General features: G+C 56.6%; 28 protein-coding genes. 12 read left to right on the plus strand and 16 right to left on the minus strand.

The features are described from left to right. Window positions 1–379: 379 nt before the first annotated feature. Window positions 380–2,521: a TonB-dependent receptor gene (locus tag AAC060_RS11570; protein ID WP_339826359.1), complete on the plus strand. Its 2,142-nt coding sequence runs from the start codon at window positions 380–382 to the stop codon at window positions 2,519–2,521. 47 nt (window positions 2,522–2,568) lie between these two features. Next, window positions 2,569–2,658, plus strand: a complete 90-nt coding sequence (locus AAC060_RS11575; protein ID WP_339826667.1) for an entericidin A/B family lipoprotein — start codon at window positions 2,569–2,571, stop codon at window positions 2,656–2,658. A 72-nt stretch (window positions 2,659–2,730) separates the two neighbouring features. Here the strand turns inward: AAC060_RS11575 and tatC are convergent, their stop codons facing one another. The 9 genes from tatC to AAC060_RS11620 all read right to left on the minus strand — a co-directional run bounded on the left by tatC (window position 2,731) and on the right by AAC060_RS11620 (window position 9,885). Next, window positions 2,731–3,507: a twin-arginine translocase subunit TatC gene (gene tatC, locus AAC060_RS11580; protein ID WP_339826361.1), complete on the minus strand. Its 777-nt coding sequence runs from the start codon at window positions 3,505–3,507 to the stop codon at window positions 2,731–2,733. Continuing rightward, window positions 3,504–3,872 carry a Sec-independent protein translocase protein TatB gene (gene tatB, locus AAC060_RS11585; RefSeq protein ID WP_339826363.1) on the minus strand — a complete coding sequence of 123 codons (369 nt, stop codon included), beginning with the start codon at window positions 3,870–3,872 and terminating at the stop codon, window positions 3,504–3,506. The genes tatC and tatB overlap by 4 nt, the downstream gene beginning before the upstream one ends. Window positions 3,873–3,907: 35 nt before the next feature. Next, a complete protein-coding gene (tatA, locus tag AAC060_RS11590; RefSeq protein ID WP_339826365.1) occupies window positions 3,908–4,138 on the minus strand; it encodes a twin-arginine translocase TatA/TatE family subunit in 231 nt (76 codons plus the stop codon). Between the two features lie 25 nt (window positions 4,139–4,163). Next, window positions 4,164–4,805: an SMC-Scp complex subunit ScpB gene (scpB, locus tag AAC060_RS11595; protein WP_339826669.1), complete on the minus strand. Its 642-nt coding sequence runs from the start codon at window positions 4,803–4,805 to the stop codon at window positions 4,164–4,166. A gap of 46 nt (window positions 4,806–4,851) precedes the next feature. Continuing rightward, window positions 4,852–5,637 carry a ScpA family protein gene (locus AAC060_RS11600; protein WP_339826367.1) on the minus strand — a complete coding sequence of 262 codons (786 nt, stop codon included), beginning with the start codon at window positions 5,635–5,637 and terminating at the stop codon, window positions 4,852–4,854. Then, window positions 5,634–6,659, minus strand: coding sequence for a beta-N-acetylhexosaminidase (gene nagZ / locus AAC060_RS11605; RefSeq protein WP_339826369.1), 1,026 nt, complete (start codon window positions 6,657–6,659; stop codon window positions 5,634–5,636). Before nagZ ends, AAC060_RS11600 begins: the two co-directional genes overlap by 4 nt. A gap of 106 nt (window positions 6,660–6,765) precedes the next feature. Continuing rightward, window positions 6,766–7,404, minus strand: a complete 639-nt coding sequence (locus AAC060_RS11610; RefSeq protein ID WP_339826371.1) for an SPOR domain-containing protein — start codon at window positions 7,402–7,404, stop codon at window positions 6,766–6,768. Between the two features lie 27 nt (window positions 7,405–7,431). Next, window positions 7,432–9,153 carry an arginine--tRNA ligase gene (gene argS / locus AAC060_RS11615; protein ID WP_339826373.1) on the minus strand — a complete coding sequence of 574 codons (1,722 nt, stop codon included), beginning with the start codon at window positions 9,151–9,153 and terminating at the stop codon, window positions 7,432–7,434. Window positions 9,154–9,225: 72 nt separating this feature from the next. Then, window positions 9,226–9,885: a hypothetical protein gene (locus AAC060_RS11620; protein ID WP_339826375.1), complete on the minus strand. Its 660-nt coding sequence runs from the start codon at window positions 9,883–9,885 to the stop codon at window positions 9,226–9,228. A gap of 158 nt (window positions 9,886–10,043) precedes the next feature. Here AAC060_RS11620 and ispH point away from each other — a divergent pair, with 158 nt between their 5' ends. The 3 genes from ispH to rnhA are packed head-to-tail and all read left to right on the plus strand — an operon-like array spanning window position 10,044 to window position 12,414. Then, window positions 10,044–11,003 carry a 4-hydroxy-3-methylbut-2-enyl diphosphate reductase gene (ispH, locus tag AAC060_RS11625; RefSeq protein ID WP_339826377.1) on the plus strand — a complete coding sequence of 320 codons (960 nt, stop codon included), beginning with the start codon at window positions 10,044–10,046 and terminating at the stop codon, window positions 11,001–11,003. After that, window positions 11,003–11,962 (plus strand): homoserine kinase, encoded by a 960-nt coding sequence (thrB, locus tag AAC060_RS11630; RefSeq protein ID WP_339826379.1) that lies wholly within the window; start codon window positions 11,003–11,005, stop codon window positions 11,960–11,962. The genes ispH and thrB overlap by 1 nt, the downstream gene beginning before the upstream one ends. Next, window positions 11,959–12,414, plus strand: coding sequence for a ribonuclease HI (rnhA, locus tag AAC060_RS11635; RefSeq protein ID WP_339826382.1), 456 nt, complete (start codon window positions 11,959–11,961; stop codon window positions 12,412–12,414). The genes thrB and rnhA overlap by 4 nt, the downstream gene beginning before the upstream one ends. Here the strand turns inward: rnhA and AAC060_RS11640 are convergent. The 3 genes from AAC060_RS11640 to AAC060_RS11650 form a co-directional block, all read right to left on the minus strand. Further along, window positions 12,411–12,587 (minus strand): YegP family protein, encoded by a 177-nt coding sequence (locus tag AAC060_RS11640; RefSeq protein WP_339826384.1) that lies wholly within the window; start codon window positions 12,585–12,587, stop codon window positions 12,411–12,413. The genes rnhA and AAC060_RS11640 overlap by 4 nt on opposite strands. Before the next feature lie 84 nt (window positions 12,588–12,671). Continuing rightward, entirely contained in the window at window positions 12,672–13,787 is a 1,116-nt protein-coding gene (locus AAC060_RS11645; protein WP_339826386.1) for an FAD-dependent oxidoreductase, read from the minus strand. Continuing rightward, window positions 13,784–14,740, minus strand: coding sequence for an alpha/beta hydrolase (locus AAC060_RS11650; RefSeq protein WP_339826388.1), 957 nt, complete (start codon window positions 14,738–14,740; stop codon window positions 13,784–13,786). The genes AAC060_RS11645 and AAC060_RS11650 overlap by 4 nt, the downstream gene beginning before the upstream one ends. Before the next feature lie 96 nt (window positions 14,741–14,836). On the opposite strand from AAC060_RS11650, the gene AAC060_RS11655 reads away from it, so the two are divergent. The 7 genes from AAC060_RS11655 (at window position 14,837) to AAC060_RS11685 (ending at window position 21,893) form a co-directional block, all read left to right on the plus strand. After that, window positions 14,837–15,319 (plus strand): prepilin peptidase, encoded by a 483-nt coding sequence (locus tag AAC060_RS11655; protein ID WP_339826390.1) that lies wholly within the window; start codon window positions 14,837–14,839, stop codon window positions 15,317–15,319. A gap of 74 nt (window positions 15,320–15,393) precedes the next feature. Beyond that, window positions 15,394–16,353, plus strand: coding sequence for a Flp pilus assembly protein CpaB (gene cpaB / locus AAC060_RS11660; protein WP_339826392.1), 960 nt, complete (start codon window positions 15,394–15,396; stop codon window positions 16,351–16,353). Then, complete coding sequence (locus AAC060_RS11665; RefSeq protein WP_339826394.1) at window positions 16,353–17,966, plus strand: type II and III secretion system protein family protein; 1,614 nt, start codon at window positions 16,353–16,355, stop codon at window positions 17,964–17,966. The genes cpaB and AAC060_RS11665 overlap by 1 nt, the downstream gene beginning before the upstream one ends. A gap of 21 nt (window positions 17,967–17,987) precedes the next feature. Next, the gene (locus tag AAC060_RS11670) at window positions 17,988–18,587 is read left to right on the plus strand and encodes a CpaD family pilus assembly protein (RefSeq protein ID WP_339826396.1); all 600 of its coding nucleotides are present in this window, start codon (window positions 17,988–17,990) and stop codon (window positions 18,585–18,587) included. Beyond that, the gene (locus AAC060_RS11675) at window positions 18,587–19,873 is read left to right on the plus strand and encodes a pilus assembly protein CpaE (RefSeq protein WP_339826398.1); all 1,287 of its coding nucleotides are present in this window, start codon (window positions 18,587–18,589) and stop codon (window positions 19,871–19,873) included. Before AAC060_RS11670 ends, AAC060_RS11675 begins: the two co-directional genes overlap by 1 nt. A 40-nt stretch (window positions 19,874–19,913) precedes the next feature. Next, on the plus strand, window positions 19,914–20,885 hold the full coding sequence (locus tag AAC060_RS11680; protein WP_339826400.1) for a type II secretion system F family protein: 972 nt from the start codon (window positions 19,914–19,916) through the stop codon (window positions 20,883–20,885). An 18-nt stretch (window positions 20,886–20,903) separates the two neighbouring features. Beyond that, entirely contained in the window at window positions 20,904–21,893 is a 990-nt protein-coding gene (locus tag AAC060_RS11685) for a type II secretion system F family protein (protein ID WP_339826402.1), read from the plus strand. A 53-nt stretch (window positions 21,894–21,946) separates the two neighbouring features. Here AAC060_RS11685 and AAC060_RS11690 read toward each other — a convergent pair whose 3' ends face one another. From AAC060_RS11690 to maiA, 4 genes are read right to left on the minus strand one after another with little or no spacing between them, the layout of a single operon-like run. Continuing rightward, the gene (locus tag AAC060_RS11690; RefSeq protein WP_339826404.1) at window positions 21,947–22,390 is read right to left on the minus strand and encodes a MarR family winged helix-turn-helix transcriptional regulator; all 444 of its coding nucleotides are present in this window, start codon (window positions 22,388–22,390) and stop codon (window positions 21,947–21,949) included. Between the two features lie 9 nt (window positions 22,391–22,399). Beyond that, window positions 22,400–24,514, minus strand: coding sequence for a TonB-dependent receptor (locus AAC060_RS11695; protein WP_339826406.1), 2,115 nt, complete (start codon window positions 24,512–24,514; stop codon window positions 22,400–22,402). Between the two features lie 3 nt (window positions 24,515–24,517). Beyond that, window positions 24,518–24,928, minus strand: coding sequence for a GFA family protein (locus AAC060_RS11700; protein WP_339826408.1), 411 nt, complete (start codon window positions 24,926–24,928; stop codon window positions 24,518–24,520). A 4-nt stretch (window positions 24,929–24,932) separates the two neighbouring features. Further along, window positions 24,933–25,562, minus strand: a complete 630-nt coding sequence (gene maiA / locus AAC060_RS11705) for a maleylacetoacetate isomerase (protein ID WP_339826410.1) — start codon at window positions 25,560–25,562, stop codon at window positions 24,933–24,935. Between the last annotated feature and the right edge of the window lie 10 nt (window positions 25,563–25,572).

Here is a 25,572-nt window from a genome sequence, read left to right on the forward strand (position 1 = left end):
GCCCCTTCGTCAGCCGCTTTGCGGCTGCCACCTCCCCATCGCTTCGCGACAGGGAGGATTGGCTTGGTTCTTGATCCTCCCTGTGCCGTAGGCATGGGGAGGGGGACCGCTTGCGAAGCAAGGGGTGGAGGGGCGGCGACGTTGCGCTAAAAGCCCCTCCGTCAGTCCTGCGGACTGCCACCTCCCCATTGCTGTGCAACGGGGAGGAAATATTTCGCTTATCCCCCCTCACCCGCCATCATCGCTCTCTGCTCTGGCTGGTCGCCGTTTATAGCAAATTTCACTCGTTTTACCGAATCCGTAAAATTACTAATTGATATATTATATCATTACACCTATCTGACCGTCAGTTCCGTCCTCCAGCGTAAAAGAGAAGCTCTTGTCCCATAGAAAATTCCTGATTTCCGCCGCAATCCTCACATTGCCTGCCGCACCGGCCTTCGCCCAGAAAGACAGCACCCCCGAACAGCGCAGCGGCGGACTGTCCGACGACTTCCACGATGATGACATGATCGTCGTCACTGCCCCCTATGTCGACCAGCTCGACATATTGGCCGGCACGTCTGTCCTGACGGGCGATGAACTGGCAGAGAATCTCCGCGGCCAGATTGGCGACAGCCTGACCGGCCTGCCCGGCGTTTCGTCGACTTCCTTCTCTCCGGGGTCATCACGTCCCGTTCTGCGCGGTTTTCAGGGCCCTCGGGTTCGCGTGCTGACAGACGGCATCGGATCGCTTGACGCATCCAATACATCGGTCGATCACGCGGTCACCATTGACCCACTAACCGCTCAGCGGGTCGAAGTGTTGCGCGGCCCTGCTGTCCTGCTATTCGGCGGCGATGCGATTGGCGGCGCTGTCAACGTGATCGACAAGCGTATCCCCCGCGACATTCCCGACGACGCCGTGCATGTCGACGCGATTGGCGGCTATGGCAGCGCTGCGGACGACTGGAGCATCGCCGGATCGGTCGACGTGCCATTGACATCCAAGCTGGTGATACACGCCGACGGCAGCTTCCGCGACACCAGCGATGTGAATATACCCGGCTACGTTCTGGCCCCGGCCTTGCGCGCCGAAGTGCTGGCGCAAGCTGCTGAAGAGGCCGAAGAGGGCCATCTGGACGAGGCAGAGGAACTGACCGAGACCGCTAACCAGTCCGGCCGGATCGCCAATACTGCTAGTCGCACCCAGACCGCAGGTGCCGGGATCGCCTATATTGATGATGGCGGAAATCTTGGTTTCTCGGTGAGCTATTATGACACGAATTATGGCGTTCCTGCCCGCCCCGGTACCGAACATGCGCACGGTGAAGAGGGTGAGGAAGAAGAGGAAGGTCATGAGGAAGAGGGCCCGGTCACGATCGGCCTGAAGCAATATCGCGCCGATCTTCGCGGCGGCGTAAATATGGGCGGATTTTTCGAAGCCCTGAACTTCCGTGCGGGCTATTCCGACTATGAACATACCGAATTCGAGGGTGATGATATCGGCACCGTCTTCTCCGTTTCCGGCATAGAGGCGCGGGCCGAACTGGTGCAGGCGGATCATGACGGCTGGCGCGGGGTAATCGGGACGCAAGTTCTCGCTCGTGATTTCAACGCTGTCGGCGAAGAAGCCTTTGTCCCCAAGAACAGTCTCGAGAGCTGGGCCCTGTTCACCATCCAGGAAGTGGATCTAGGCAACTGGGAAGTGGAAGGCGCGATGCGGTTTGAACAGACCGGCATTTCTGCCAACAGCATCAGCTTCGACCGCAGTTTCAACACATTGTCCGGTGCCATTGGCCTCGCTTATGCTCCCGATGACAGCGCCCTGAAGATCGGCACCAATATTTCCCGGTCGGAGCGTGCACCCTCCGCAGAGGAACTACTGTCCAACGGCCCCCATATTGCCACTCAAGCCTATGAAATCGGCGATGCGGGCTTCACCACCGAGAAAAGCTGGGGCGGCGAGCTTTATGCCCGATGGGACAGCGACAATGTCCAGCTGAGTGCGACCGCTTATGCCAATTTCTTCGACGATTATATTTTCGAGACGGAAACCGGTGCGGAGCAAGACGGCTTGCCGGTGTTCCAATATTTCCAGCAGGATGCGACCTATTATGGCTTCGAAGCCTCGGCATCGGTCGTATTTGCACGCGCTGGCGGCTTTGACCTGATTGCCGATGGCGTAGCCGACTATGTCCGGGCCAAGATCAACAATAGCGGCGGCGCGGTTCCGCGTATCCCGCCGCTGCGACTGCTGGGCGGGCTCAAGGCGCACAGCGACAATCTTGACCTTCGAGCCGAAGTCGAATGGTCCGACAGTCAGAAAAAAGTGACTGCCTTTGAAACCCCGACCGACGGCTTTACCATGGTCAACGCGACGGCAGCCTGGCGCCCCTTCGGCAAGAATGGCGGCGTTACCCTGCTGGCCTCGGCGAATAATATTTTCGACGTCAGCGCCCGCCGTCATGCCTCGTTCACTAAAGACTATGTACCGCTGTCCGGTCGTGATATTCGCGTCAGTGCTAAGTTCAGTTTTTAGGATATTTTGAAATGCAGAAATTTACCGCAGCGATCTTGATTTCTACTATGGTTCTTCTCAGCGCCTGTGCCACCGTCAAGGGTGCCGGTCGCGACATCGAATCGGTCGGCCAGGCCGGCCAGGACGCGATTGACTGAGAATAGTTGCTTATGATCTTGCCGAACCCGTCGCATAGCAGCGTGGTTCGGCAAGCTCATCATCGATAGAAATCAGGCAGCAATCTCTTTGCTCTTCTTGCGCTCGGTGAACCACATGATGGCCAGCGAAACCTCGTAGAGCAGGATCAGCGGAATCCCCAGCATCAGCTGTGACACCACATCCGGCGGGGTCAGGATCGCGGCCACCGCGAAGGCTCCGACGACCATATAACGACGCGCGCCCTTCAACTGCTGCCTGCTGACAATTCCCGCGCGGTTGAGCAGCAACAGCAATACCGGCAACTGAAAACAAACTCCGAACGCCAATATGAACTGCATCACCAGCGACAGATAATCGCCCATTGCCGGCAAGGCTTCCTGTTGCAGGCCGCCGACCGGCCCTTCAAATCCCAGAAAAAATTTGAACGCTGTCGGCATGACGATGAAATAGGCCAGCGATGCGCCCGCCATGAACAGCACCGGCGTAGCGATCAGGAAGGGCAGAAATGCCTTTTTTTCCTTGGCATAGAGGCCCGGCGCCACAAAGGCCCACAGCTGGTTGGAAATGATCGGAAAAGCCAGAAAGAAGGCCGCAAACATCGCGACCTTGATCTCGACAAAAAACGCCTCGTAAAGCTTCGTATAGATCAGCTTGCCTTCACCGGCTGGAAAAGCGTCGGTCAGCGGCTGCACGAGAATACCGAAAATCTCGTCGGCAAAAAACATACTGATCAGAAAGGCCACCGTCAGCGCCGCGACCGACCAGAGCAACCGCTGCCGCAATTCGATCAAATGCTCGATCAGCGGTGCCTTGCTTTCATCGAGATCCGGCTTGCTTTGGTCGTTCATGGCTTGGAATCGTCTGCGGGTGGCAAGTCGGGACGGTCATCGGCGGTGATAGAAGGTTCGGCTATATCCGCAGGAGGTCCGTCCAGCGGTTCCATCTTCGGTTCTTCCGCCGCGCTATCATCGGGAAGCGCCGGATGCTCTTGCATGATCCGCTCATTTTCGGACGCCCATTTCTTCTCCATTTCCTGAAGCTCGGCTTCGCGGACCATGGCATCAAGGCCGGTGCGGAAATTGGCCATCACACCGCGTCCCTTGGCCATCCATTTGCCTGCCGTGGCCAGTGCGCGCGGCAATTCCTTGGGTCCGATGAAGACAACGGCAACGATCGCGATAATCGCGATCTCGGATATGGAAAGATCAAACATATATTATGCGGCCCTAAGCCTGGAGGGCGATCTGATCAAACGGCCGTTTTATCAGCGGTTTTACTGCTATCAACTGTCCCGTCACCAGCCTTGCTCTCAATCTTGGCGGCAGGCTTGGCAGCATTTGCCTCTTCCTCGGTGATGCCTTTCTTGAAGGAGCGGATGCCTTTGCCGACATCACCCATCATTTCGGAAATCCGGCCACGGCCGAACAGAATCAGCACAAGCGCTGCTACAATTAAAATCTGCCAAACACTCGGTTGCATGCGATATTCTCCTTGAATATCCTATTTAAGCGCTTTCGATCCCGTTTTCCAGCAAAACACCGTCCTTATCTGCAATCTCTCGCTCTACGGACTCTTCCGTCACCTGCTCTGCTTCGTCGTCCAGTCCCATTTGCTCCAGCACGAGATCGACGGGGTCCAGCAATCCTGCGGCTTTCAGGTCATCAATGCCGGGCAAATCCTTGCGGCTTTGCAAGCCGAAATGGGTCAGAAATTCTGCGGTGGTTGCGTAAATCAAGGGCCTGCCCGGGACTTCGCGGCGACCGGCCGGTCGCACCCAGCCCGCTTCCATCAACACATCAAGCGTGCCCTTGGCTACCTGAACGCCCCTGATGGCTTCGATCTCGGCGCGGCTGACCGGTTCGTGATAGGCAATGATCGCCAGCGTTTCCATACCGGCGCGGCTGAGCTTGCGCATTTCCGCCCTTTCGCGGCGCAAAAGATGGGAAAGGTCCTGCGCGGTCTGGAAATGCCAGCGATCGCCGGTTTTGATCAGCACAATCCCCCGATGCTGAAAATCCTCCTGCAGGTCCGCGAGTATCTGGCGGATATCGAGCTCATCGCCGACATAGGCCTTGATATCCGCAATCGTCATCGGCGTTTCGGAGGCAAAAAGTGTCGCTTCGACCGCACGCTTGCCGATATCCATCGCATCGGGCATCGGATCAATCAGGCTGGTGTCTTCCATGTCATGTTCACCCATGTGTCGTCGCCTTTATCCTGAGCGGTGCAAAGCTGCCTTCCTGCTGCAATACCAGCTTCCCCTGCCGGGCCAATTCCAATGTCGCCAGAAAGCTCGAAGCGAGCGCTGATTTCCGCAATTCAGGCGGCGCCCCCGGGGGCAGAAAATGGCGAATATCCATCCAGTCAATCGCTTCCCCCAGCATCATCGACACCCGCGACAGCGCGTCCTCGAGGGTCATCACCATCCGCTGCCGAACGATGTGAATTGCCGGGGCACTGCGCACTTTTACACGGGCATAAGCGGCAATGAGATCATAATATTCCGCCTGCCACTGCCGGTCCTTGACCACCCGGAGCCCTTCCGGTGCGCCCCGCATGAATACGTCGCGACCGACCCGGTCCCTAGCGAGCAGACGGGCAGCCGATTCCCGCATAGCATTCAACCGTTCCAGCCGCATTTGCAGGCGCAAGGCCAGCTCTTCGGGCGACGGCTCGATTTCCGGATCACGGGGCAATAGCAGCCCTGATTTCAAATAGGTCAGCCAGGCCGCCATCACCAGATAATCGGCAGCCAGTTCCAGACGCAGCGTCTGGGCGCTGGCGATATATTTCAGATATTCCTGGACCAGTTCCAGAATCGAGATTTCACGCAAATCGACCTTCTGGTTGCGCGCTAGGGCGAGCAACAGATCCAGCGGCCCTTCCCATCCATCGATGTTCAGCGTCAGCGATCCTTCATCCGGACCGGCCGATTCAGACGGGAAAAAGAAGCTTTCGTTTTCCCGTTCTTCGCTCATGCCGTTGCTGCTATCAGTTCGTCCCGCTTGGCCAGCAGCATGGCCAGTTCATCCGCAGAATCGCCGTCTTTTGTGTCGGTGATCGTCGCCATCGCCTGATCCAGCCGTTGCTGTGTTTTATCCGACATCGGCGCCAGCCGTTCGGCAATCCCGGTCATGTCGTCCATCTTGCCCCAGCAATTGAGCGCAATATCGCATCCCGCTATCTGGGCCCGCTCGGCCCGCTCCGGAACGGTTCCGGACAGAGCCTCCATATCGAGATCGTCGGTGAACAACAGGCCATCAAAGCCGATCCGGTCGCGAATGATATCCTGAATGACGGTCTTCGACAGGGTCGAAGGCGTCTCTGCGTCCCAGGCTGTGAACAAAAGATGCCCGGTCATGCCCATTGGCGCCTTGTTGAGCGTCTGGAACGGAGCCAGATCCAGCTGTAGTTCCTCGTCGCTGGCCGTCACCGTCGGCAAAGCCTTATGCGTGTCGACGCTGGTCCGGCCATGGCCCGGCAGATGCTTGACCACGCCGACCACACCGCCGCGCTGCAGGCCGTCGAGAATAGCCCGGCCGAGAGCCGCTACCCGCATCGGTTCGCTGCCCAGAGCGCGGTCGCCAATGACATTATTAGCGTCCGGCTGGCGCACATCGAGCAGCGGATGGCAATCGACGGTGATCCCGACCTCATGGAGCGTAACCGCAATCGCCTGCGCATTGATCCGCGCGGCTTCGATCGCGGTGGCGGGAGCAATGTCGTAAAGCTTGTCGAAAACCTCCCCTGCGGGGAATTTGGGCCAGAGCGGCTCCTGCATCCGCGCGACGCGGCCACCTTCCTGATCGATAAGGATCGCCAGATCATCACGGCCTTGGACAGCGCGCAGTTCGTCGGTCAGTGCCCGCAACTGCGCCTTGCTTTCGATATTACGACCAAAAATGATATAGCCCGCAGGATCGCTATCGCGGAAAAATGCCTTTTCGTCGGCAGTCAGGCTCAGACCCGTCATGCCAAATACAGCAGGTGTTACAGCCATGATGATATCTTCCCACGCAACATATCTTATACTTGCGCCGTTTCAGAGCAGGGTAAAGGTGAAAGCGCCGTTATCCACAGCGCTTCAACCATCAATTGCAAGAAAACTAGCGAACGACGAGGCAGCTTTCGCCGGCAGCCTTCAGACTATTGCACAGCTGCTGGGCCGCATCATAGCTTGGCGCAACCGCATTCAGCCGGTAAATCGTACCGCCCTCGACCGTGCCGGGAATAATTTTCTTCGGCAATGCTCCGACCGATTCAAACCGCCGTGCATAGCCAGCCCAACTGCTGTCCGCGAGACTGGCGGAGCTGAATGCACCAAGCTGGACCAAAGCCGAGCCTGCGCCTTCTGCGGCTGGTGCGGCATCCGGTTTGCGGATCGGTGCTTCGGTTGCCACGGGATTGCCAATTTGCGCAGGCGTCTCCTTGCCTTCACTAGCCGCGAAGCTGGCATCGCCTTCGCCTTCAAATTGCCGCGCCTGCGGATCATCAGGACGGACCTTGTAATCGCCTTCCTGAGCGGCGATCAATTCGCCATTGCCGTCCAGCCCGCCGCCATCGCGGTTCTGCAACCAGTAGATGCCGCCCACAATCGCCGCCAGCAGCAGCAAGCCGGCACCGATGAACAGCATAACCCGGACCGGAGAATATTCACCGTCATCGTCATAATCTTCGGCTGATTCCAGCCACGGCAGACGATCTTCGTCGTCCAGATCAAGATTATCGCGGGTGGTGTCTGACATTATACGCTCCAAAAGCCAAAGGGCTGATCACATCGATTCAGCGGCCTGGACACCCATCAGGGCAAGACCGTTCTTGATAGTCTGCCCGATATTCTTGGCTAAGAAAAGCCTTGCTGATGTCATTACCGGGTCGTTAACCATGATGATCCGCTTCTCAGGCCGGTCATTGCCCAGATTATAAAAGGCATGAAATGCGGCCGCGAGGTCATTCAGATAGAATGCGACTCGGTGCGGTTCCCGTGAAGCCGCCGCCGATTCGACAATGCGCGGGAATTGCGCCGCCATTTTGATCAGGTCCAGTTCCTCTTCACCCAGACCGTCCAGTGCGTCCGATGACGGCAGGATTCCCTCATCAGCCGCCTTGCGCAAAGTCGACTGGATACGCGCATGCGCATATTGCACGTAGAAGACAGGATTGTCGCGAGACGCCTCCATCACCTTGGCAAAGTCAAAGTCCATCTGCGCGTCCGCCTTGCGCATCAACATGGTGAAACGCACGGCATTCTTGCCGACTTCCTCGACCATATCGGCAATGGTGACGAAATTGCCCGAGCGTTTGGACATTTTCTCCGGCTCGCCGTTGCGCAACAGGCGCACCATCTGGACCAGCTTCACATCAAATTTGGCCTTGCCTTCGGTCAGCGCCGCGACGGCAGCCTTGATCCGCTTGACGGTGCCGCTGTGATCCGCGCCCCAGATATCGATCAGCTCGTCTGCAGCTTGTGCTTTCTGGAAATGATAGGCCAGATCGCCGCCGAAATAGGTCCAGCTACCGTCGGATTTCTTTATCGGACGATCCTGATCGTCGCCAAATTGGGTCGACCGGAACAATGGCAGCTCGACCGCTTCCCAATCCTCGATCACCTTGCCCTTGGGCTGCTCCAGCACGCCGTCATAGACAAGATCGCGCGACCGCAGCTCCGCCTCGGCGATATCCGCCTTGCCTGCGGCATGCAGTTCGGCTTCGGAGGAGAAAACATCATGCTTGATGCCGAGCAGGGCCAGATCGGAGCGGATCATGTCCATCATCTTCCCGACCGCCGCCTTGCGAAAGATCAGCAACCATTCGGATTCCGGGGCATCTTTATATTTGTCGCCGAATTCGGCGGCCAGAGATTCTCCAACCGGCTTCAGATAATCGCCGGGATAGAGCCCCTCGGGTATCGTGCCGATATCGTCGCCAAGCGCTTCACGGTAGCGCAAATGCGCTGAACGGGCGAGCGTGGCGACCTGCGAGCCCGCATCATTGACATAATATTCGCGAATCACCTTGTTACCGACCGCCTCGAGCAGATCAGCCAGCGCGTCGCCCACCACCGCACCACGGCAATGGCCCATGTGCATCGGTCCGGTCGGGTTGGCCGAGACATATTCGATATTGACGGTAACGCCCTTGCCCTTGTCGGACCGGCCATATTCCGGACCCAGCTGCTCGATTTCGAGCAGTTCGCCCAGAAGCACAGGTGCGGCAACCCGAAGGTTGATAAATCCGGGACCCGCAATCTCGACTGATTGCACATCCTCGAGCGTGCCCAGCTTTTCCGTAATTTTCTCGGCCAGATCGCGCGGCTTCATACCAGCCGCTTTTGACAAGACCATCGCCGCATTGGTCGACAGGTCACCATGCGAAGGGTCGCGCGGCGGTTCCAGAGTGACGTTGGATCGATCAATCCCGTCTGGCAAGGTCCCGGCAGCGCTAAGCTCGTCCAAAATAGCATCAATATGTTTCTGGAAAATCTGGAACAGCATGATTGGCTCAATTCGTCATAGGAAGAAGGGCCCGGGTTAATCAGGCGCGAACATTCATCAATTCAGGCGACCCTATCGGGTAGCGTTATATTGCAACTGCGCCTGGGTAAGCTGAAAACCGATGAGCAGCTCGAAAGACGACCGCGCAACGGCCGCTTTTACGGCTGGATCGGCGAGCGGGTCGAGCGCTGCATCGGGATCTCCAGGCTTGCGCCGCTTGGTCAGCCGTTCGATAACATCTTCCGGCAAACGTGCGGCAGAAGCATCAATATAGGAACCCGCCTTGCCCGAAGCGGATGCGCGATAGGCGCCATCGGCAAATTGCAGCGTTACGTTATTGACGCGCTTCGCCACGACTGCGGTGCCGCCTTGGACGACAGTGGAAAAATAGGGCACTGTGACGGTACGGGCACCGGCAGCATTGCTCCGCACGGCACGGACATCAAACGTCGCTTCGGTATAGATACGCGCGCCTTCGCTATTGCATGTCGACCGGACGTTGGTGATGTTCGCAACGACGTCAATGGCGCTGGCATTGGTGCTGTTTACCGGATCGAAAATGGTTATGTCCCCGGTATAGTCGGGAACCGCAACCGGAGGGCAACCGGACCGGGTAACCGAGACACCTACGCCCGAACTGACATCAATTGCGCCGTCTTTTGCACATCCGCTAACAGCCAAAACCGTGACCGCCGCCAAAACTATATTTTTCAACCGGCCATTCGCCATCATTTTCAATCCTTGCCTTTAATCACGGGCAACACACATAGGCTTCATGTGCGTCAGTAAAAGTCTCGCAACCCTTATCGGTGCCTTTAATCCGGTGCAACCGTCCATAAGATGAACAGACGGGCTTTTCGCCGGTGCAGTTATTCCCTAAGGACTTCAATATGATTCATTCGGATAAGAAAAAACGGCAGATTGACTTGCTTGTGGCCGCGCCTCGCGGCTTTTGTGCGGGCGTCGACCGGGCGATAAAAATCGTCGAACTGGCGATTAAAAAATATGGTGCGCCGGTCTACGTGCGGCACGAAATCGTCCACAATCGATATGTCGTGGATGAATTGAAGAAACTGGGCGCGATATTTGTCGAGGAACTGGACGAAGTACCCGACGGTGTCCCGGTGGTCTTTTCCGCTCATGGCGTGCCCAAGGCGGTACCGAATAAAGCCGAAGAACGGGGACTGGAATATCTCGACGCAACCTGCCCGCTGGTATCCAAAGTTCACCGTCAGGCGGAACGGCAGACCGATGCCGGTCGCCATATCATATTCGTCGGCCATGCCAATCACCCCGAGGTCATCGGCACCTTCGGCCAGGTCGAAGACGGCCAGATGACCTTGGTAGAAACCTTGGCAGATGTGGCCGCCCTGAAACCCGCAGATCCGGACGCACTTGCCTTTCTGACCCAAACGACCTTGTCGGTCGATGACACGCACGCCATCGTCGAGGCGCTGCAGGCCCGCTTTCCCAATATCATCGGGCCGAAAGGCGAGGATATTTGCTACGCAACCTCCAACCGTCAGGACGCCGTGAAGAAAATCGCGGAAACATGTGAACTCGTCCTTGTGATCGGCGCCCCGAACAGCTCGAACAGCCTGCGTCTGGTGGAAGTTGCCGAACGCTGCGGGGCGAGAGCCCAATTGATCCAGCGCGCTGACGAGATCGACCTTGTATGGCTGGATGGCGTCAATAAACTGGGGCTGACCGCCGGAGCCTCGGCACCGGAAATATTGGTGAACGAAGTAAAGGCCTTCCTCGAGGACCATTTCGAAATCCAAGAGGAAAAAGTCCAGACCGCCGACGAAAACATGGTTTTCAAACTCCCGCGCGGTCTCGAAGCGGTCTGATGGCAGTTTATACTAAGGTCAGCGCAGAGGAAATCGACCAGTTCCTCACCCGTTTCGATGTCGGTACGCTCGTGTCTGCCAAAGGCATTGCCGAAGGCGTGGAGAACAGCAATTATCTGCTGGAAACGACGCAAGGCAAATATATTCTGACGCTATATGAAAAGCGGGTTGATCCGGCGGACCTGCCGTTTTTCATCGCCCTGCTCGATCATCTGGCTGCCGGTGGCTGTCTGGTACCGCCAATGATCGCCGATCGCGAAGGCGAGAAAATCCAGCAACTCTGCGGACGCAGTGCCTGCCTGATCACCTTTCTCACCGGTGTATCCGTAAGCCACCCCACTAGCGCTCAGGCCCAGGCGACGGGGCAGGCTCTGGGAGACATGCATCGCGCGTTGACAGATTTTGTGCCGGAGCGGCGCAACAGCATGGACCATGACGGCTGGCGGACGCTGGCAGAACAATGCGGTCCGGCAGAACTCGACAAAATTGCTCCGGGCCTGGCCAAGGCGATTGCCCTGGAACTCGATCATCTCGACGAAACTTGGCCGCATGACCTGCCCCGGTCGGCTATTCATGCCGACCTCTTCCCCGACAATGTGCTGATGCTCGGGGACCAGGTCACCGGCCTGATCGACTTTTATTTCTCCTGCACCGATATCCGCGCTTATGATCTCGCGGTCACCCACGCGGCCTGGTGTTTTTCCGAAGACGGCACCGACTTCCACGATTCCGTTTCGCAAGCATTGATCACCGGATATATATCAGCCTTCACGCTCAGCGATGCCGAACGCCAGGCGCTTCCTCTACTGGCCCGCGGAGCGGCTTTACGCTTCCTGCTGACACGGGCCTATGACTGGATCAACACGCCGGCCGATGCCCTGGTGACCCGCAAGGATCCCCAGGCTTTCCTCAACCGCCTGCAATATTATCAAAATCACCCGGATATTTTCAATATATGACCGAGACGAAAATCGTAGAAATCGCCACCGATGGCGCGTGCAAGGGCAATCCCGGTCCGGGTGGCTGGGGCGCGTTGATCCGTCATGGCGACAAGGAAAAGGAAATTTCCGGCGGCGAGCCGGAAACGACCAACAACCGTATGGAGCTGCGCGCGGCTATCGAAGCGCTCAATGCGCTGAAGCGACCTTGCAAGGTCAAGCTGTCGATCGACAGCAAATATGTCAAAGACGGCATCACCCAGTGGATATTTGGCTGGCAGAAAAACGGCTGGCGGACAGCCGCAAGAAAGCCGGTCAAAAATGCCGATCTCTGGCAGGACCTGCTAAAAGCTGTCGAACCCCACCAAATCGAATGGCTTTGGGTCAAAGGTCATGCCGGCGACGCCGACAACGAGCGCGCCGATCAGTTGGCGAGCGACGCCGCGCTCAACGCCGCCCGCAACAAATATTAGCTATTGTCTTCAATCTCGGCATTCGGTCCGTTTTTCTGGATCGAACTGATCGCGTTCTTGGCGCTAGCCTTGCTGGTATAGCCTTCGGTCGAGAAGATGATTTCGCTATTATATTTGAAGCGAACCCGAAACTCGCCTTTCTTGTCTTTCCAGATTTCAAATTTGTGCGCCATGTCGATGCTCTCCTTTGATTGAGTCGCAAGAAACATAGGCCAACCGACCGGTGGCGCAACAATGCCGTTGTAAAACCTTGTTTCCTAGGAAAAGCGCGACGCGGCATAGAGACTGGCATCAACCGCTTGCAGGCTTTCATCGGGCGCCTGATCCAGCAGAACCGACCGGGCCAGTTTCGCGGCAGCCGGAGCGGTCTGGATACCGAAACCACCCTGCCCTGCGAACCAGAAGAAATTTTCGACTGCGCCATCAAAACCGATAACCGGCAAGCGATCCGGGGCAAAGCTGCGCAGACCGGCCCATTTCCGGCTAACCCGCTTGACCTGCACATCCACTACTTTTTCAAACCGGTCTATGGCCGTCGCAACGCTCATTTCGTCCGGCGCAACATCAGCAGGCTCGGACGGTATTTCGTCATGCGGGCTAAGCCAATAGCCCCCGCCTGCTTCAGGTTTGAAGTAAAAGCTGCCATCCAGACCAACCACCAGCGGCATATCCATCGATGACGGCGGATCGGTTTCGATCTGGACCATATTACGGATCAAAGGCTGGATACCAATCGCTTTTGCACCGGCAAGCCGGGCGACGCTATCCGCCCATGCACCGGCTGCGTTGACCAGAACGGTCGCGCGATAGGTTTCTCCTTTCGCGCTCAGTTCCCAGCCCCCGTCATCTTTGCGGATTTGCGAAACCGGTGCCCGGCAGACCAGTTCAACGCCTTTCCGTTTGGCGTCTCTCAGATAGGCGGCATGAAGCGCGGCAACATCGATATCACGGCAATCCGGTTCGTAAACCGCATGTTCCCATATCGGTTTCAGGTCGGGAACCAGGGAAATAGTCTGTTCCCGGGACCAGCGATCCATGGACAGCCCGCTATCGGCGAAATCGGCCAGAAACTGGTCGGCCAGATGTTGCTGATCATCCCGGCCGATATTGACCGCACCACGCGGGCCGAGAAAGGCCGATTCTGAAAAGGCTGCCGGAGGATTGTCGAGAAATGATTGCGAAGCAGAGGTCAACGGCTGCACCAGCGGCCCACCGTAGCTTTCCGTCCAGAAAGCAGCAGAACGACCGGTAGAATGATATCCGGGATGGTCTTCAGCCTCGAGCAGCAGAACCGAACGGTCCTCGCCAATTTCCGATGCGATACTGGCGCCAGCAATACCGGCTCCGATTATGACGACGTCAAACTGCTTCATTTTTTGGGTGCCACCCGGTCGAGAAAGGAAAAACAGCTGGTGAGCGCGTCGTTGCGCACCGCATCAACTTCGCGGAAAATCTCATGCGCGCATTCCTCACCGAAAAGCTTCATCTCCGCATTCGGGATCAAATGCACGGCGCGTTCGATTGTCGGATGATCTACCAGTTCGTCAACAGACGTCGCCAGTATCAATATTGGTATCTTCATCTGCTTCAGCTTTTTGCGGTTCCGCAACAATCTGGTTGAGGAATAAGCGCGTTCGACCCAGCGCCAGCTCGCCGGGCCCAATCGGACGAAGGGCCGCTCGCGGAACCAGAAGAACTCGTCCGAATAGCGGTCGACATCATGGGTCAGCAAGGCCTGCCGGGGCACATAGGGCTCCAGCGGATTTTCAATCGGTTTCCAGGCACGCCGTTTGCCGCGACCGATGATGCACATCATCTTGGCGGCCAGTTGCGCCGTCCATTCAGGCATGCCGCCGCCAGCCGGAGCGAGCATCGGCGCGCTCAAGATCGCTGCATCGGGCTGGATGCGCTGCTCGGTCAGCGCGCGTAGCACCAGATGTCCGCCCATGCTGTGACCCAGCACGATATGCGGTCCGGCGTGGCTGGCGCGCCAATCCTCAAATATCGCCGCCAGATCGGTTACCCAGATCGCGAAATCATCAATATGGCCAACGTGCGGGTGCGGTCCACAGCGCCCCGATCCGCCCTGCCCCCGCCAGTCGACAGAAGTAACATTCCATCCGCGTGCGTGAAAATCGTGGAAAGTTTCGAGATATTTTTCGTAGAAATCGGCGCGTCCGGTCATGAACAGGAGCGACCCTCTCGGCTTGTCATGCCGCCATTCCAGTTGCCGGAATTTCCACCCATCGGGTCCGGTCCAGGTCTCTTCTACTACGTCTTCGGGAACTGACCGCCGATCAAAGCTCGCCTTTTTCAAGTCTGTCATATCAGGCTTTGTCATTGTCACAGTGTCGGCAGATGAAAACCGCTCCGGAAATCGTGGTTACTATTTGGTAAGGCAAATTAGCTAGACGGTCTGTCTATGGATAGCGAAACCTTCATCTACTTGCTCTGGGGCGGATTGGCAATTGCACTGATTGCAGCAGCGATTACCGACATCAAGAGCCGTCACATCTCGAACTGGCTCAATCTCGGCATTGCCGTCGGCGCACCGGTCTTCTGGATCGCCAGTGGCCTGGTATTTTGGCCGGACATGATCGGACAATTTGGTTTGGCTGCCGTTATTTTAACCATATTTGCCGGATTATTCGCGATCGGCGCGATGGGTGGTGGTGACGTCAAGCTACTGGCGGCCCTGGCTTTGTGGCTGCATTGGCTTACGTTTCTCGAGCTGATCGTGATCATGTCAATCGCTGGCGGTGTGCTCACGCTGTTAATGATGATCAGCAAGAGAATCAAAAAGACCGAGGGTCCAATAAAGGTTCCATATGGTGTGGCCATAGCTTTTTCAGGGCTTTGGACCATCTGGGGCATCGTGGGGCAAAATTCACAAACGATATTTTAACCATTTTACTCGAAAGAGAAAATGACCGCCAATGGAACCATTCGGGCGGGGGCATTCAGGAGGCGTGAAACGTCATGGACAAGAAGAAGATCATTTTGCTGGTTGGCGCACTGATCGTGGCAGCAGTCACGGCATTGCTTGCCAAGAACATGTTTGATGGTGCCTCCGCACCACAAGCGGAAGCGAGAAAAACCGAAGTGATTGGTGACGAGATCCTCGTCGCAACGCGCGCACTTCCAGTGGGTACGATTATTACCCCCGACAGTTTCCGGTTCCAGCCCTGGCCGAAAAACCTGATCGAAGACGTCTACTTCATGAAGGAAGGCACCGACATTGAAACGCTCGCTGGCACCGTGGTACGAATTCCGATCACTGCCGGCCAGCCGATGACCAAAGGTTCGCTGGTTGCACCGGGTGATCGCGGCTTCCTTGCCGCAGCGCTCGGCCCTGGCATGCGCGCTGTCACTATTCCGGTATCCGGTCTGACTGGCGTCGCGGGCTTCATATTTCCAGGTGACCGCGTCGATTTGATGCTGACACAGTCCGTCCAAGGCGAAGGTCCCGAACTCAAGGTTTCAGAAACCGTGATCCGCAACTTGCGGGTATTGGCCACTGATAACCGGGTTACCGCATCCAAGAATGAAGAAGGGCAACAAGTCGCCAAAACCGCCAAACTGGTTACGCTGGAAGCCACTCCCAAAATTGCCGAGCAGATTTCGGTTGCCCAGACCCTGGGTACGTTAAGCCTGTCTCTGCGTTCGCTGGCAGACAGCGCCGCCGAGCTGGAAGAAGCGATTGCATCCGGCGCGATCAAATTGCCGAAAACAGATGATCCTGTGGTTGAAGCCGACATGATCCGTTCGCTGGCTGCGCGACCAAGCAGCACCAAATCGACCTTCTCGACTGGTGGTGACGTATCGCGCTTTGAAACGCGTTCGCCACCTCCGCTGGCCGAAAAGGAAAAACCTAAAGGTCCGGTAGTCCGTGTCGCACGTGGCAACACGGTCAATGAAATCGAGTTTGGAGACAAGTAATGGCCGTAAAATATGCCCAGCATAGCCGTTCGGCGAAAAAGGTAATGGCCGTTGGCGTCGTTGCCGCTCTCGCCCTGGCTCTGGCTGCCAACAACGCGACGCCGTTGAACGCCCAGTCGGTCAACATATCGCAACCGGATAGCCGCATTTCTGTTGCGGTCGGTCGTGGCAAGTTGATCACCCTGCCGACATCGATCGAAGATATTTTCATTGCCGATAATAACATCGCCGATGTCCAGGTACGGTCACCGCGCCAGATCTATATTTTCGGCAAAAAAGGCGGGCAGACCAGCTTTTATGCAACCAGTGCCTCTGGCAAAGTAGTCTACTCGGCCGAAGTCGCAGTTGGCGCAGAAATTTCCTCTATTGACCAGATGCTTAGCCTGGCAATGCCGGAAGCAAATATCGCTGTCAGCACGACCAATAATTTCGTGCTGCTAACCGGTACGATCGCTAATCCGGATGATGCCGAAGAAGCGGAAAATCTCGTACAGGCTTTTGTCGGCGATACCACCCGTGTGGTAAGCCGCCTGAAAACGGCAACACCGATGCAGGTCAACCTGAAGGTCCGCTTTGCCGAAGTCAGCCGCTCACTCGCGAAAGAGATTAACGGTAATGTTTTGACCCGCGATACAACCGGTGGCTTCCAATTTGGTGTGTCGCGCGGTCGCAACTTTGGTACGATCACCGATTTCACATCCAACTTGCCTCAGCTCGACGCATCGCAGCTATTCGGCTTACCAGCAGGATCGGTCTCGCTTCCGTTCGATCCGGTAACGCAACAGTTCGTGACTGCGAGTGGCACCGCATTCAACTACACAAATGGTTCTGATTTGAACACCATTCAGGCAGCAGGCCGTTTGTTCGGCCTTGATATTGCAACCGCATTCGACGTTTCGGAGCGGGTTGGTCTGGTGAGCACCTTGGCATCACCGAACCTGACTGCAATTTCGGGTGAAACCGCAACTTTTCTGGCTGGCGGCGAGTTTCCCATTCCGGTTTCGACCGGACTGGGCGAAGTCTCGGTCGAGTATAAAAATTACGGTGTAAGCCTCTCCTATACCCCGACCGTGCTCTCGAACGGCCGTATTTCGATCCGCGTCGCACCGGAAGTATCGGAAATAACGTCAAACGGGGCGGTTGTCCTTAACGGTTTCAGTATTCCCGCCGTATCAACGCGGCGTGCAGAGACCACTGTCGAACTGGGGTCGGGCGAAAGCTTCATGATCGCCGGTCTGATGCAGAATAGCTACAACTCCGCCATCGACAAGACGCCAGGTCTTGCCGACGTTCCAATTCTCGGTTCGTTGTTCAAGTCCGACGGCTATCGTCGCAATGAAACCGAGCTGATGATCGTGGTAACACCATATCTCGTGAAGCCGGTGAGCGACAACGAGATCGTGCTGCCTACCGACGGTTTCAAGGCCGCGAATGACGCAGAACGATTCCTGCTGAACCGCAACCATTCCGGCTCCGGTGGCGATCGACCCAAACCGAGCGTGGCTCCCACTGCCCCCGAAGGCCAGACTTTTGGCAGCCTGGAACCGCAGGCCCCCGCCAAATCGACCAAGAAATCCGGCAGCTCCGCTCCCGGTTTCAGCTTCGACAAATAAGCTCGATCAGGAGAACAGATCATGCGCATCATTTCAATGGCACTTATCACCGCCCTCGGGCTCTCGGTCACAGCTTGTGGCAGCACCACCGCAAACCGCAGCGTTTATAGCGAACGCCAACCTGTCGTTTCGAAAGCAAACTATGTGCTGGACCTGAGCGCCGGCAATGGTGGATTATCATCAGCAGAGCAAAGCCGCCTCACCGGCTGGTTCGATGCCCTGGAACTCGGCTATGGTGATCGCGTAGCAATTGATGATCCAAACTATTCTACAAACCCCGTGGCAAAGGCCGCCGTGGAAGCCATTGTGGCTCGCTATGGCCTGCTGATCAGCGACACGGCGCCCATTACCGACGGCTATGTACCTGCCGGCTTGATGCGGGTTGTCGTATCGCGGACCTCTGCTTCGGTGCCCGGATGCCCTGATTTCAGCCACCGCAGCCACACCGATTTTCAGGTGCGCACCAGCGAAAATTACGGTTGCGGAACAAACAGCACCCTGTCGGCCATGATTGCCGATCCCGAAGACCTGGTCCGCGGCCAAAATAAGGCCGGGGAAGACCAGTCCCGTGCTTCCAAGGCTATTCGCGCCTATCGTGACAAGAATGTTGGAGAACAATAATGAACGCTCCCTGGAAACCCGGCTCGAACAACGGACGTGATCCGTTTGCCGCATTTGTTTGCGATGAAGACACGCTGGATCTGCTCCGTCCGGTAGCCGAAGAAATGGGTTGGTCGACGGATAAATGCAACATGGGCGGACTGCGCAATGCCGTTCAAACCCTGTCCGTTTCCGCCAGCCCCAATATCTTGCTGGTCGATCTGTCAGAATCCGGCGATCCGTTAAACGACATCAATTCGCTGGCCGAAGTCTGCGAACCGGGCACCACTGTGATCGCCATGGGTCAGGTCAACGACGTGCGCCTCTACCGCGATTTAATTGTCAGCGGCTTGCAGGATTATCTCCTGAAACCGTTTACTCCGGACCAGTTACGTGACGTCTTGTCTCACGCACAAGCGGTCATTAACGCTCCGAAGGCCGAGGATTCACATGCTGAAAAGCCGCACATTTCGACGGCCGTAATCGGCACGCGCGGCGGTGTCGGTGCGTCCACCATTGCAACGTCGCTGGCCTGGTTGCTCAGCCATGAAAAAGAGCGCTTGACCGCGTTGCTCGATCTGGATGTCCATTTCGGTACCGGTGCGCTTTCGCTTGATCTCGAGCCTGGCCGCGGTCTAACCGATGCGATCGACAATCCAAGCCGGATCGATGGTCTGTTTATCGAACGCGCCATGATCAAAGCCAATGATAAACTGTCACTGCTTTCTGCTGAAGCGCCTATCAACTCGCCGATGATGACCGATGGCACCGCCTTCTTCCAGTTGCAGGAAGAATTCCGCGCGGCCTTCGATTGCACGGTGATCGATCTGCCGCGTGACATGCTTATCAACTATCCACATCTTCTCGGCGATGTGAATGCGACCGTTATCACGACGGAACTGACGCTGGCTTCGGCCCGGGACTGCATTCGTTTGCTGTCCTGGCTGAAATCCCATGCTGCGCAGAGCAAGGTCTATGTCGTCGCCAATAAAGTGCAAACCGCCAATCTGGAAATTAGTCGTCAGGATTTCGAAAGTTCCATCGAACGCAAGATCGATATTCTGGTCCCCTATGATATCCGAACGGCAGCACAATCTGCCAAATTGGGTCAAGCACTGGTAGAAGCTGGAAAATCAAGCAAAGCTGCCGCGAAGATTGTCGAACTGACGAACCTTGTTCTGGGTTCAATCGAAGGTGACGAGGGCGACAGCGCCAGCGGCGACAAACGATCATTCATGGGCAAACTTGGCGAATTCAAGTCATTCCTCCCGTCGAAAAAAGTCAAGGAAGAGGCTCCTAAAGTCTGAAGCAAGTGAAAATATTCTTCAGCTTAAAAGGAATTAGACTATGGGTATAATGCAAATTGCAATGTTGAGTGCGGGTGTTTTGGCAGTTTTGCTGCTGATCATATTTGCATTTGCAGGCCCATCCGAGGCCAAGGCAAAGGCCAGACGACTAGATAAGGTCAAATATCGCCATTCTGGAAATGCCGATGTGCAGGTGGAAGCGCAAATGAAAAAGGCGCTCTCGGCACGGCGCAAGACTACACGCCCCAAGGGCGATACTATGACCAAGATGGAAATCCTGGCGATCCGGCTGGAGAAAACCGGCAAAGGCTGGCCCTTGTCCTATTTTTTCTACGCGGTCGGCGGATTGTCTCTGGTGATGTTCGGATTGCTATTTTTCAAGGGTGCGCCGATCCTATTATGCATATCGATTGGACTACTCGTAGGCGCCGGCTTGCCGCATTTCGTCGTCGGTTTCCTGATCAAACGGCGGGTTGGCAAATTTACGGCTTCTTTCCCCGATGCCATCGAATTGCTCGTTCGCGGTCTACGTTCGGGCCTGCCGGTTACCGAAACAATCGGCGTGGTTGCCAAGGAAATTGGCGGACCTGTCGGCGAGGAATTCCAGAAGGTGGTCGACCGGATCAAGATTGGCCAGACCATGGAAGATGCGCTCGATGAAAGCGCCAAGCGCATGGAAACGCCAGAATTCAAGTTTTTCTGTATCACCCTGGCGATTCAGCGTGAAACTGGCGGCAACCTCGCCGAGACATTGTCCAATCTTGCCGACGTGCTTCGCAAGCGCGGGCAGATGAAGCTCAAGATCAAGGCGATGTCGTCGGAATCCAAGGCTTCTGCCTATATCGTTGGGTCATTGCCGTTCATTGTGTTCGCACTGGTTTACAGCGTGAACCCGACTTATCTGGCCGGCTTTTTCTATGAAGAGCGGTTGATTATCGCTGGCTTGGGTGGACTGACATGGATGAGCATCGGCGTGTTCATCATGGCCAAGATGGTCAGCTTCGAGATTTAAGATGAAGGTGCAAGGCAAATGACAACCGCAGGCGGACCAACATTAATGGGCGTAGACGTCCTGTGGGTGGCGACAATATTGTCTGCCGTTGCAGCAGCGGCAGTCTTCTTCGCAATCTATGCCGCTATCACCGTGCGCGATCCGATGGCGAAACGGGTCAAGGCGCTCAACCAGCGTCGTGAACAGCTCAAGGCCGGTATCACCGCCTCGACCACCAAGAAGCGTGCAAAGCTGGTACAACAGAGCGATACAACGGACCGCGTGCGCAATGCATTGTCATCGATGCAGGTGTTGCAGGATACGCAGGTCAAGGACGCACAACAGAAACTGGCGCAAGCCGGTATCCGTTCAAAGGATCTCGCCTTTGTCGTTATTTTCAGCCGACTTGTTTTACCGATCGTTCTGGGCGGCGGAGCGGCTCTGGCCATATATGGTTTCGATTATCTGGCAGACTGGTCGGACCTCAAGCGTTTCGGTGTGTTCGCCGGTGCTGCGATCTTGGGCTATAAAGGCGCTGATATTTATATCAACAACCTGATTGCCAAGCGGACCGACCTGGTCCGCAAAGGCCTGCCCGACGCTATCGATCTGCTCGTCATTTGTGCGGAAGCCGGACTGACGGTCGACACGGCCTTTGCGCGAGTTTCCAAAGAACTCGGAAGCGCCTATCCGGAGCTGGCCGACGAATTTTCGCTGACTTCCATCGAACTGGGCTTCCTTACCGAGCGACGTCAGGCGTTTGAAAATCTCGCCTATCGCGTAGCGCTTGACCATGTCAAAGGCGTGGTGACGACGATGATCCAGACCGAGAAATACGGTACGCCGCTAGCGTCCTCGCTGCGTGTGCTCTCGGCAGAATTCCGCAACGACCGGATGATGCGCGCCGAAGAAAAGGCGGCGCGCTTGCCGGCCATTATGACGATTCCGCTGATCCTGTTCATTCTGCCGGTACTTTTCATCGTGATCCTTGGCCCCGCGGCCTGCTCGATCTCCGACGCGTTAATATAGCGCGGAAACAGATCCACAAAATCAAGAGAGCGGCAGGCAACTGCCGCTCTTTTTCATTCCGCTGCCAGAGTATCAGCCGATTGTTTTATCTTCGCAAGCATGGCGGATAGTTCGGCTTTTTCCTGAGCGGTGAGCACGGCCATGATTTTCTTTTCCATGGCCTGAGCGGCGGGCATGATCTTTTCGTAAAGATCGCGTCCCGTGGCGCTGAGCATCAGATGGTGGGAACGGCCATCGGCCGTATTGGGACTGCGATCGAGCAATGCGCGGTCAACCAGATTTTTCACCGCACGATTGACGGTCACCTTATCCATCAACGTGGCTTCGACCAAATGCCTTTGGGTCGAGGCACCGCGCGCGCCAAGCACCGACATCACACGCCATTCGGGGATCTTGAGACCAAAGAGGCTCTTATACTCCCCCGCGATCACGTCGCTTACGACGTTGGAGGTCGTCGACAACTGGTAGGGCAGATAATCATCAAGTTTAAAGGTCATAAGTAATATTTATTCAATTTTGGCACGAAGTCCAACCCAAAATGTCCGGGGGAAGGCCCGTTCTATTATTCCATTGCTGTTGACCGCTGCCTCTACCCGCGCATCGAGAAGATTTTCAACCCGGGTTTCGACCAGCAGCCGATCGGTAACGGCCAGCGCCATCCGGCCATCTATCGTGAAGGCATCGGCGAGACTGAGGATATTCACGTCATCCTCATATTGTTGCCCGACATAGCGGGCCGACAGGCTGGCGCCGCTACCATTTGCCGTTTCCCATCTGATAGAGCCGGACGCGTTATGCCGCGGGACCTGAGCCGGTCGAAAGCCATCGACCGCAGCGGCATCACCCGATCCGTCGACCTCTGCATCGATAAAGGCATAAGCAGCACGGACGCTCAGGCCGTCGGCCAGTTCACCGAGATCAAACTCGGCGTCGATTTCAATACCCCTGGATTCTATTGCATCGAGGTTCTGACGCTGGCTGTAGCTGCCATCTGCCGCAACAAACCCGACGCCGGGGAAGACGCCCGGACCATTGCCAAGCGTGACATTGGCGATTGCATTGTCCAACTGGTTGTAGAAAGCAGTGATACCGAACTTTACCACGCCGCTTTCCCAGTCCAGCCCCAGCTCGGCCCCCTTGACCCGTTCCGGTTCCAGCAATTCATTGGCCGCCGTCGCATCCGAACCGACCCGAAAGGGCCGGAACAATTCGTTCAATGTCGGCAAGCGCCAGCCAAGATAGGCTGCTCCGCGCAGGCTGAGCTTTTTGGTTGCAGCAAAAGCAAAGCCACCGCGACCGGTAAATTCCGTGTCACTGCGATTGGCAAACATCTCGTCCGTCCGAACCGATCCCGGAAACGGATTGATCAGCTCGATCTCTTTGCGAAAGCCATTGTCGATCGACCAAAAATCAATACGTCCGCCACCGGTAAGAACCAGCGTGTCACTGGCCTGCAGGCTGGCTTCGACAAAGCCGCCATAGGTGGCGGTGCTGCCCCCCGCGCTGCGGCTGCGCTGCGGGGTGTCATCGTCGAGATAGAAGAAATTCTCGTTGGTTGTGCCTTCGGTGCGGCGCCAGTCGCCGCCGATCCGCAGTTCGACATTGTCACCAACCGGTGGCCGCACTTCAAAGCGCGCACCCAAGCCGGTCGACGGCACATTAAACTGCTCGAATACGCGACTTACCGAATTGCGATCATCCGCGACGCCGCCAAAGCTGACATCGAAATTGCGGATTTGCAAATAGGCCAGAGCCGACCATTGCCAGTCGGAGGTGCGGTCGACCAGCCGGATGCTGGCGTCAGCGCCGTCATTGTGATTTTCGCTAAAGGCAAAGCCGCGCTCGCGGTCGTCGGTAAAGGCGCGGACATTGCTCTGTAATTCAACATTGTCGGACAAGGGCGCGACAAAACGGACGGCAAGACCGGCCTGTTCATATTCCGCCGGGCGATCCACCGAACCACGCTGCCCTTCGATGATCGGAATGAAGCCGTCGCCGCGCGCATAATTGGCGGAAATGGTGAGCTGCCCCTGCCCCAGTTCGCGGCCAAAAAGCAGATCGGCATCAACGCCGTTGCGGCTGCCATAAGCAGCGCCCAGTTCGATCCGGTCGCCGACATTGTCGCTGAACAGTTCGATGGTCCCGGCAATTGCGCCCTGACCGTCCGCTACGCTGCCGCCGCCACGGGTAATCCGGGCATTGGAAAGAGCCAGCGCATCATAGCCAGGCCATGCCACCCAGCCACCAAAAGGGTCCGCTTGCGGCACTCCGTCCAGCATCAGCAAGGCACGGGAAGAGGCATTGCCACCCAGTCCGCGCAGCGTAACGCCCTGACTGGTCGGATTGGCCGAGCGCGCGTCCGACCGGCGAAATTGTTGCAGTCCGGGCACGTCCCGCAATGCATTTTCGACAGTTTGTGACGAATCCATCTCGATTTCGGTCGCGTTATATACACTATCGCCACGTGTAACGGGCAATCCGGTTACGACGATCTCCGGTAAACGCCGATCGGCGATGACGATCTGGCCTTCATCATTGCCGACTTGCTCCTGCCCCCGGGCAGGGACAGCCACCGACGCCATTGATACCAATAGCGGATAGGCCAAAACTGATTTTTTCATGATTTAATCGTGCATCCACTTCTGATGGACCGGCATGTCGTCGGGAAGCCGGTGATAGTCCTGCGCGTCGCACGCGAAATTGGCGCTGCCTGCTTTACCGAAGACGCCCGGATCATCGAGCGTTCCGACCTTGACGATCACGGCAACTTCAAAGCCCGGCGCGCGAGTGGCCAGATGGGTGCCGCAATCGGCACAAAATTCGCGCGTCACACCCTTTTCAAGGTCATCGCGCTTGAAGCCTTTCACAGCCCCTTTGGTGATCTCGTACCCGTCCGCCGGCATCGCCATCAGCAACAGACTGTTGCCACCGGTAGTATATTGGCATTCGCGGCAGAAACATTCTGCTTTCAACATCGGTTCGCCTTCGGCCTTGTAGCGCACCGCGCCGCAATAACATCCGCCTTCGATCGTCATTTCTCTATTCCTTCACAGCTTCGGGTGTGGCTTTCTGAAAAGCCTCGAGTAAATTACAAGATGCGTCGATCCGCACGAGTTTGGGGAATGCCGACAGATCGAGAGCGAACCGCCGCGCGTTGTACATTTGCGGCACGAGACAGACATCGGCGAGATTGGGTTGTTCGCCGCCGAACAGGCCGGATTCCGGTGCCATCGCCTCGAGAGCGACAAAGCCTTCTTCGATCCAGTGGCGATACCAAGTGTCGATGGCTCCCTGATCCTGTCCCAGTTCGTTCTTGAGATATTTCAATATCCGCAAGTTGTTCACAGGATGGATATCGGCCGCGATGACCAGTGCTTGGGCGAGCGTGTTGGCCCGTTCCGCCGGATCACTGGAGACCATCGGCGGATCGGCATATTTTGCGTCGAGATAATCGATAATCGCCAGCGACTGGGTCAGGTCATGCCCGTCAATCGACAGCATCGGCACAAAGCCTTGCGGGTTGCGCACAACATAGTCCGCGGCCTTGTGATCACCATCCAGCAGGCTGGTGTTGATCGAAGTGTAGGAGACGCCCTTGAGGTTGAGCGCGATGCGCACCCGGTAGCTCGCCGAACTGCGCCAATAATCGTAGAGAATGATATCGGTCATGCGCAGGCTT

The sequence above is a fragment of the uncultured Parasphingorhabdus sp. genome, assembly GCF_963975555.1.
Taxonomy (GTDB): Bacteria; Pseudomonadota; Alphaproteobacteria; order Sphingomonadales; family Sphingomonadaceae; genus Parasphingorhabdus.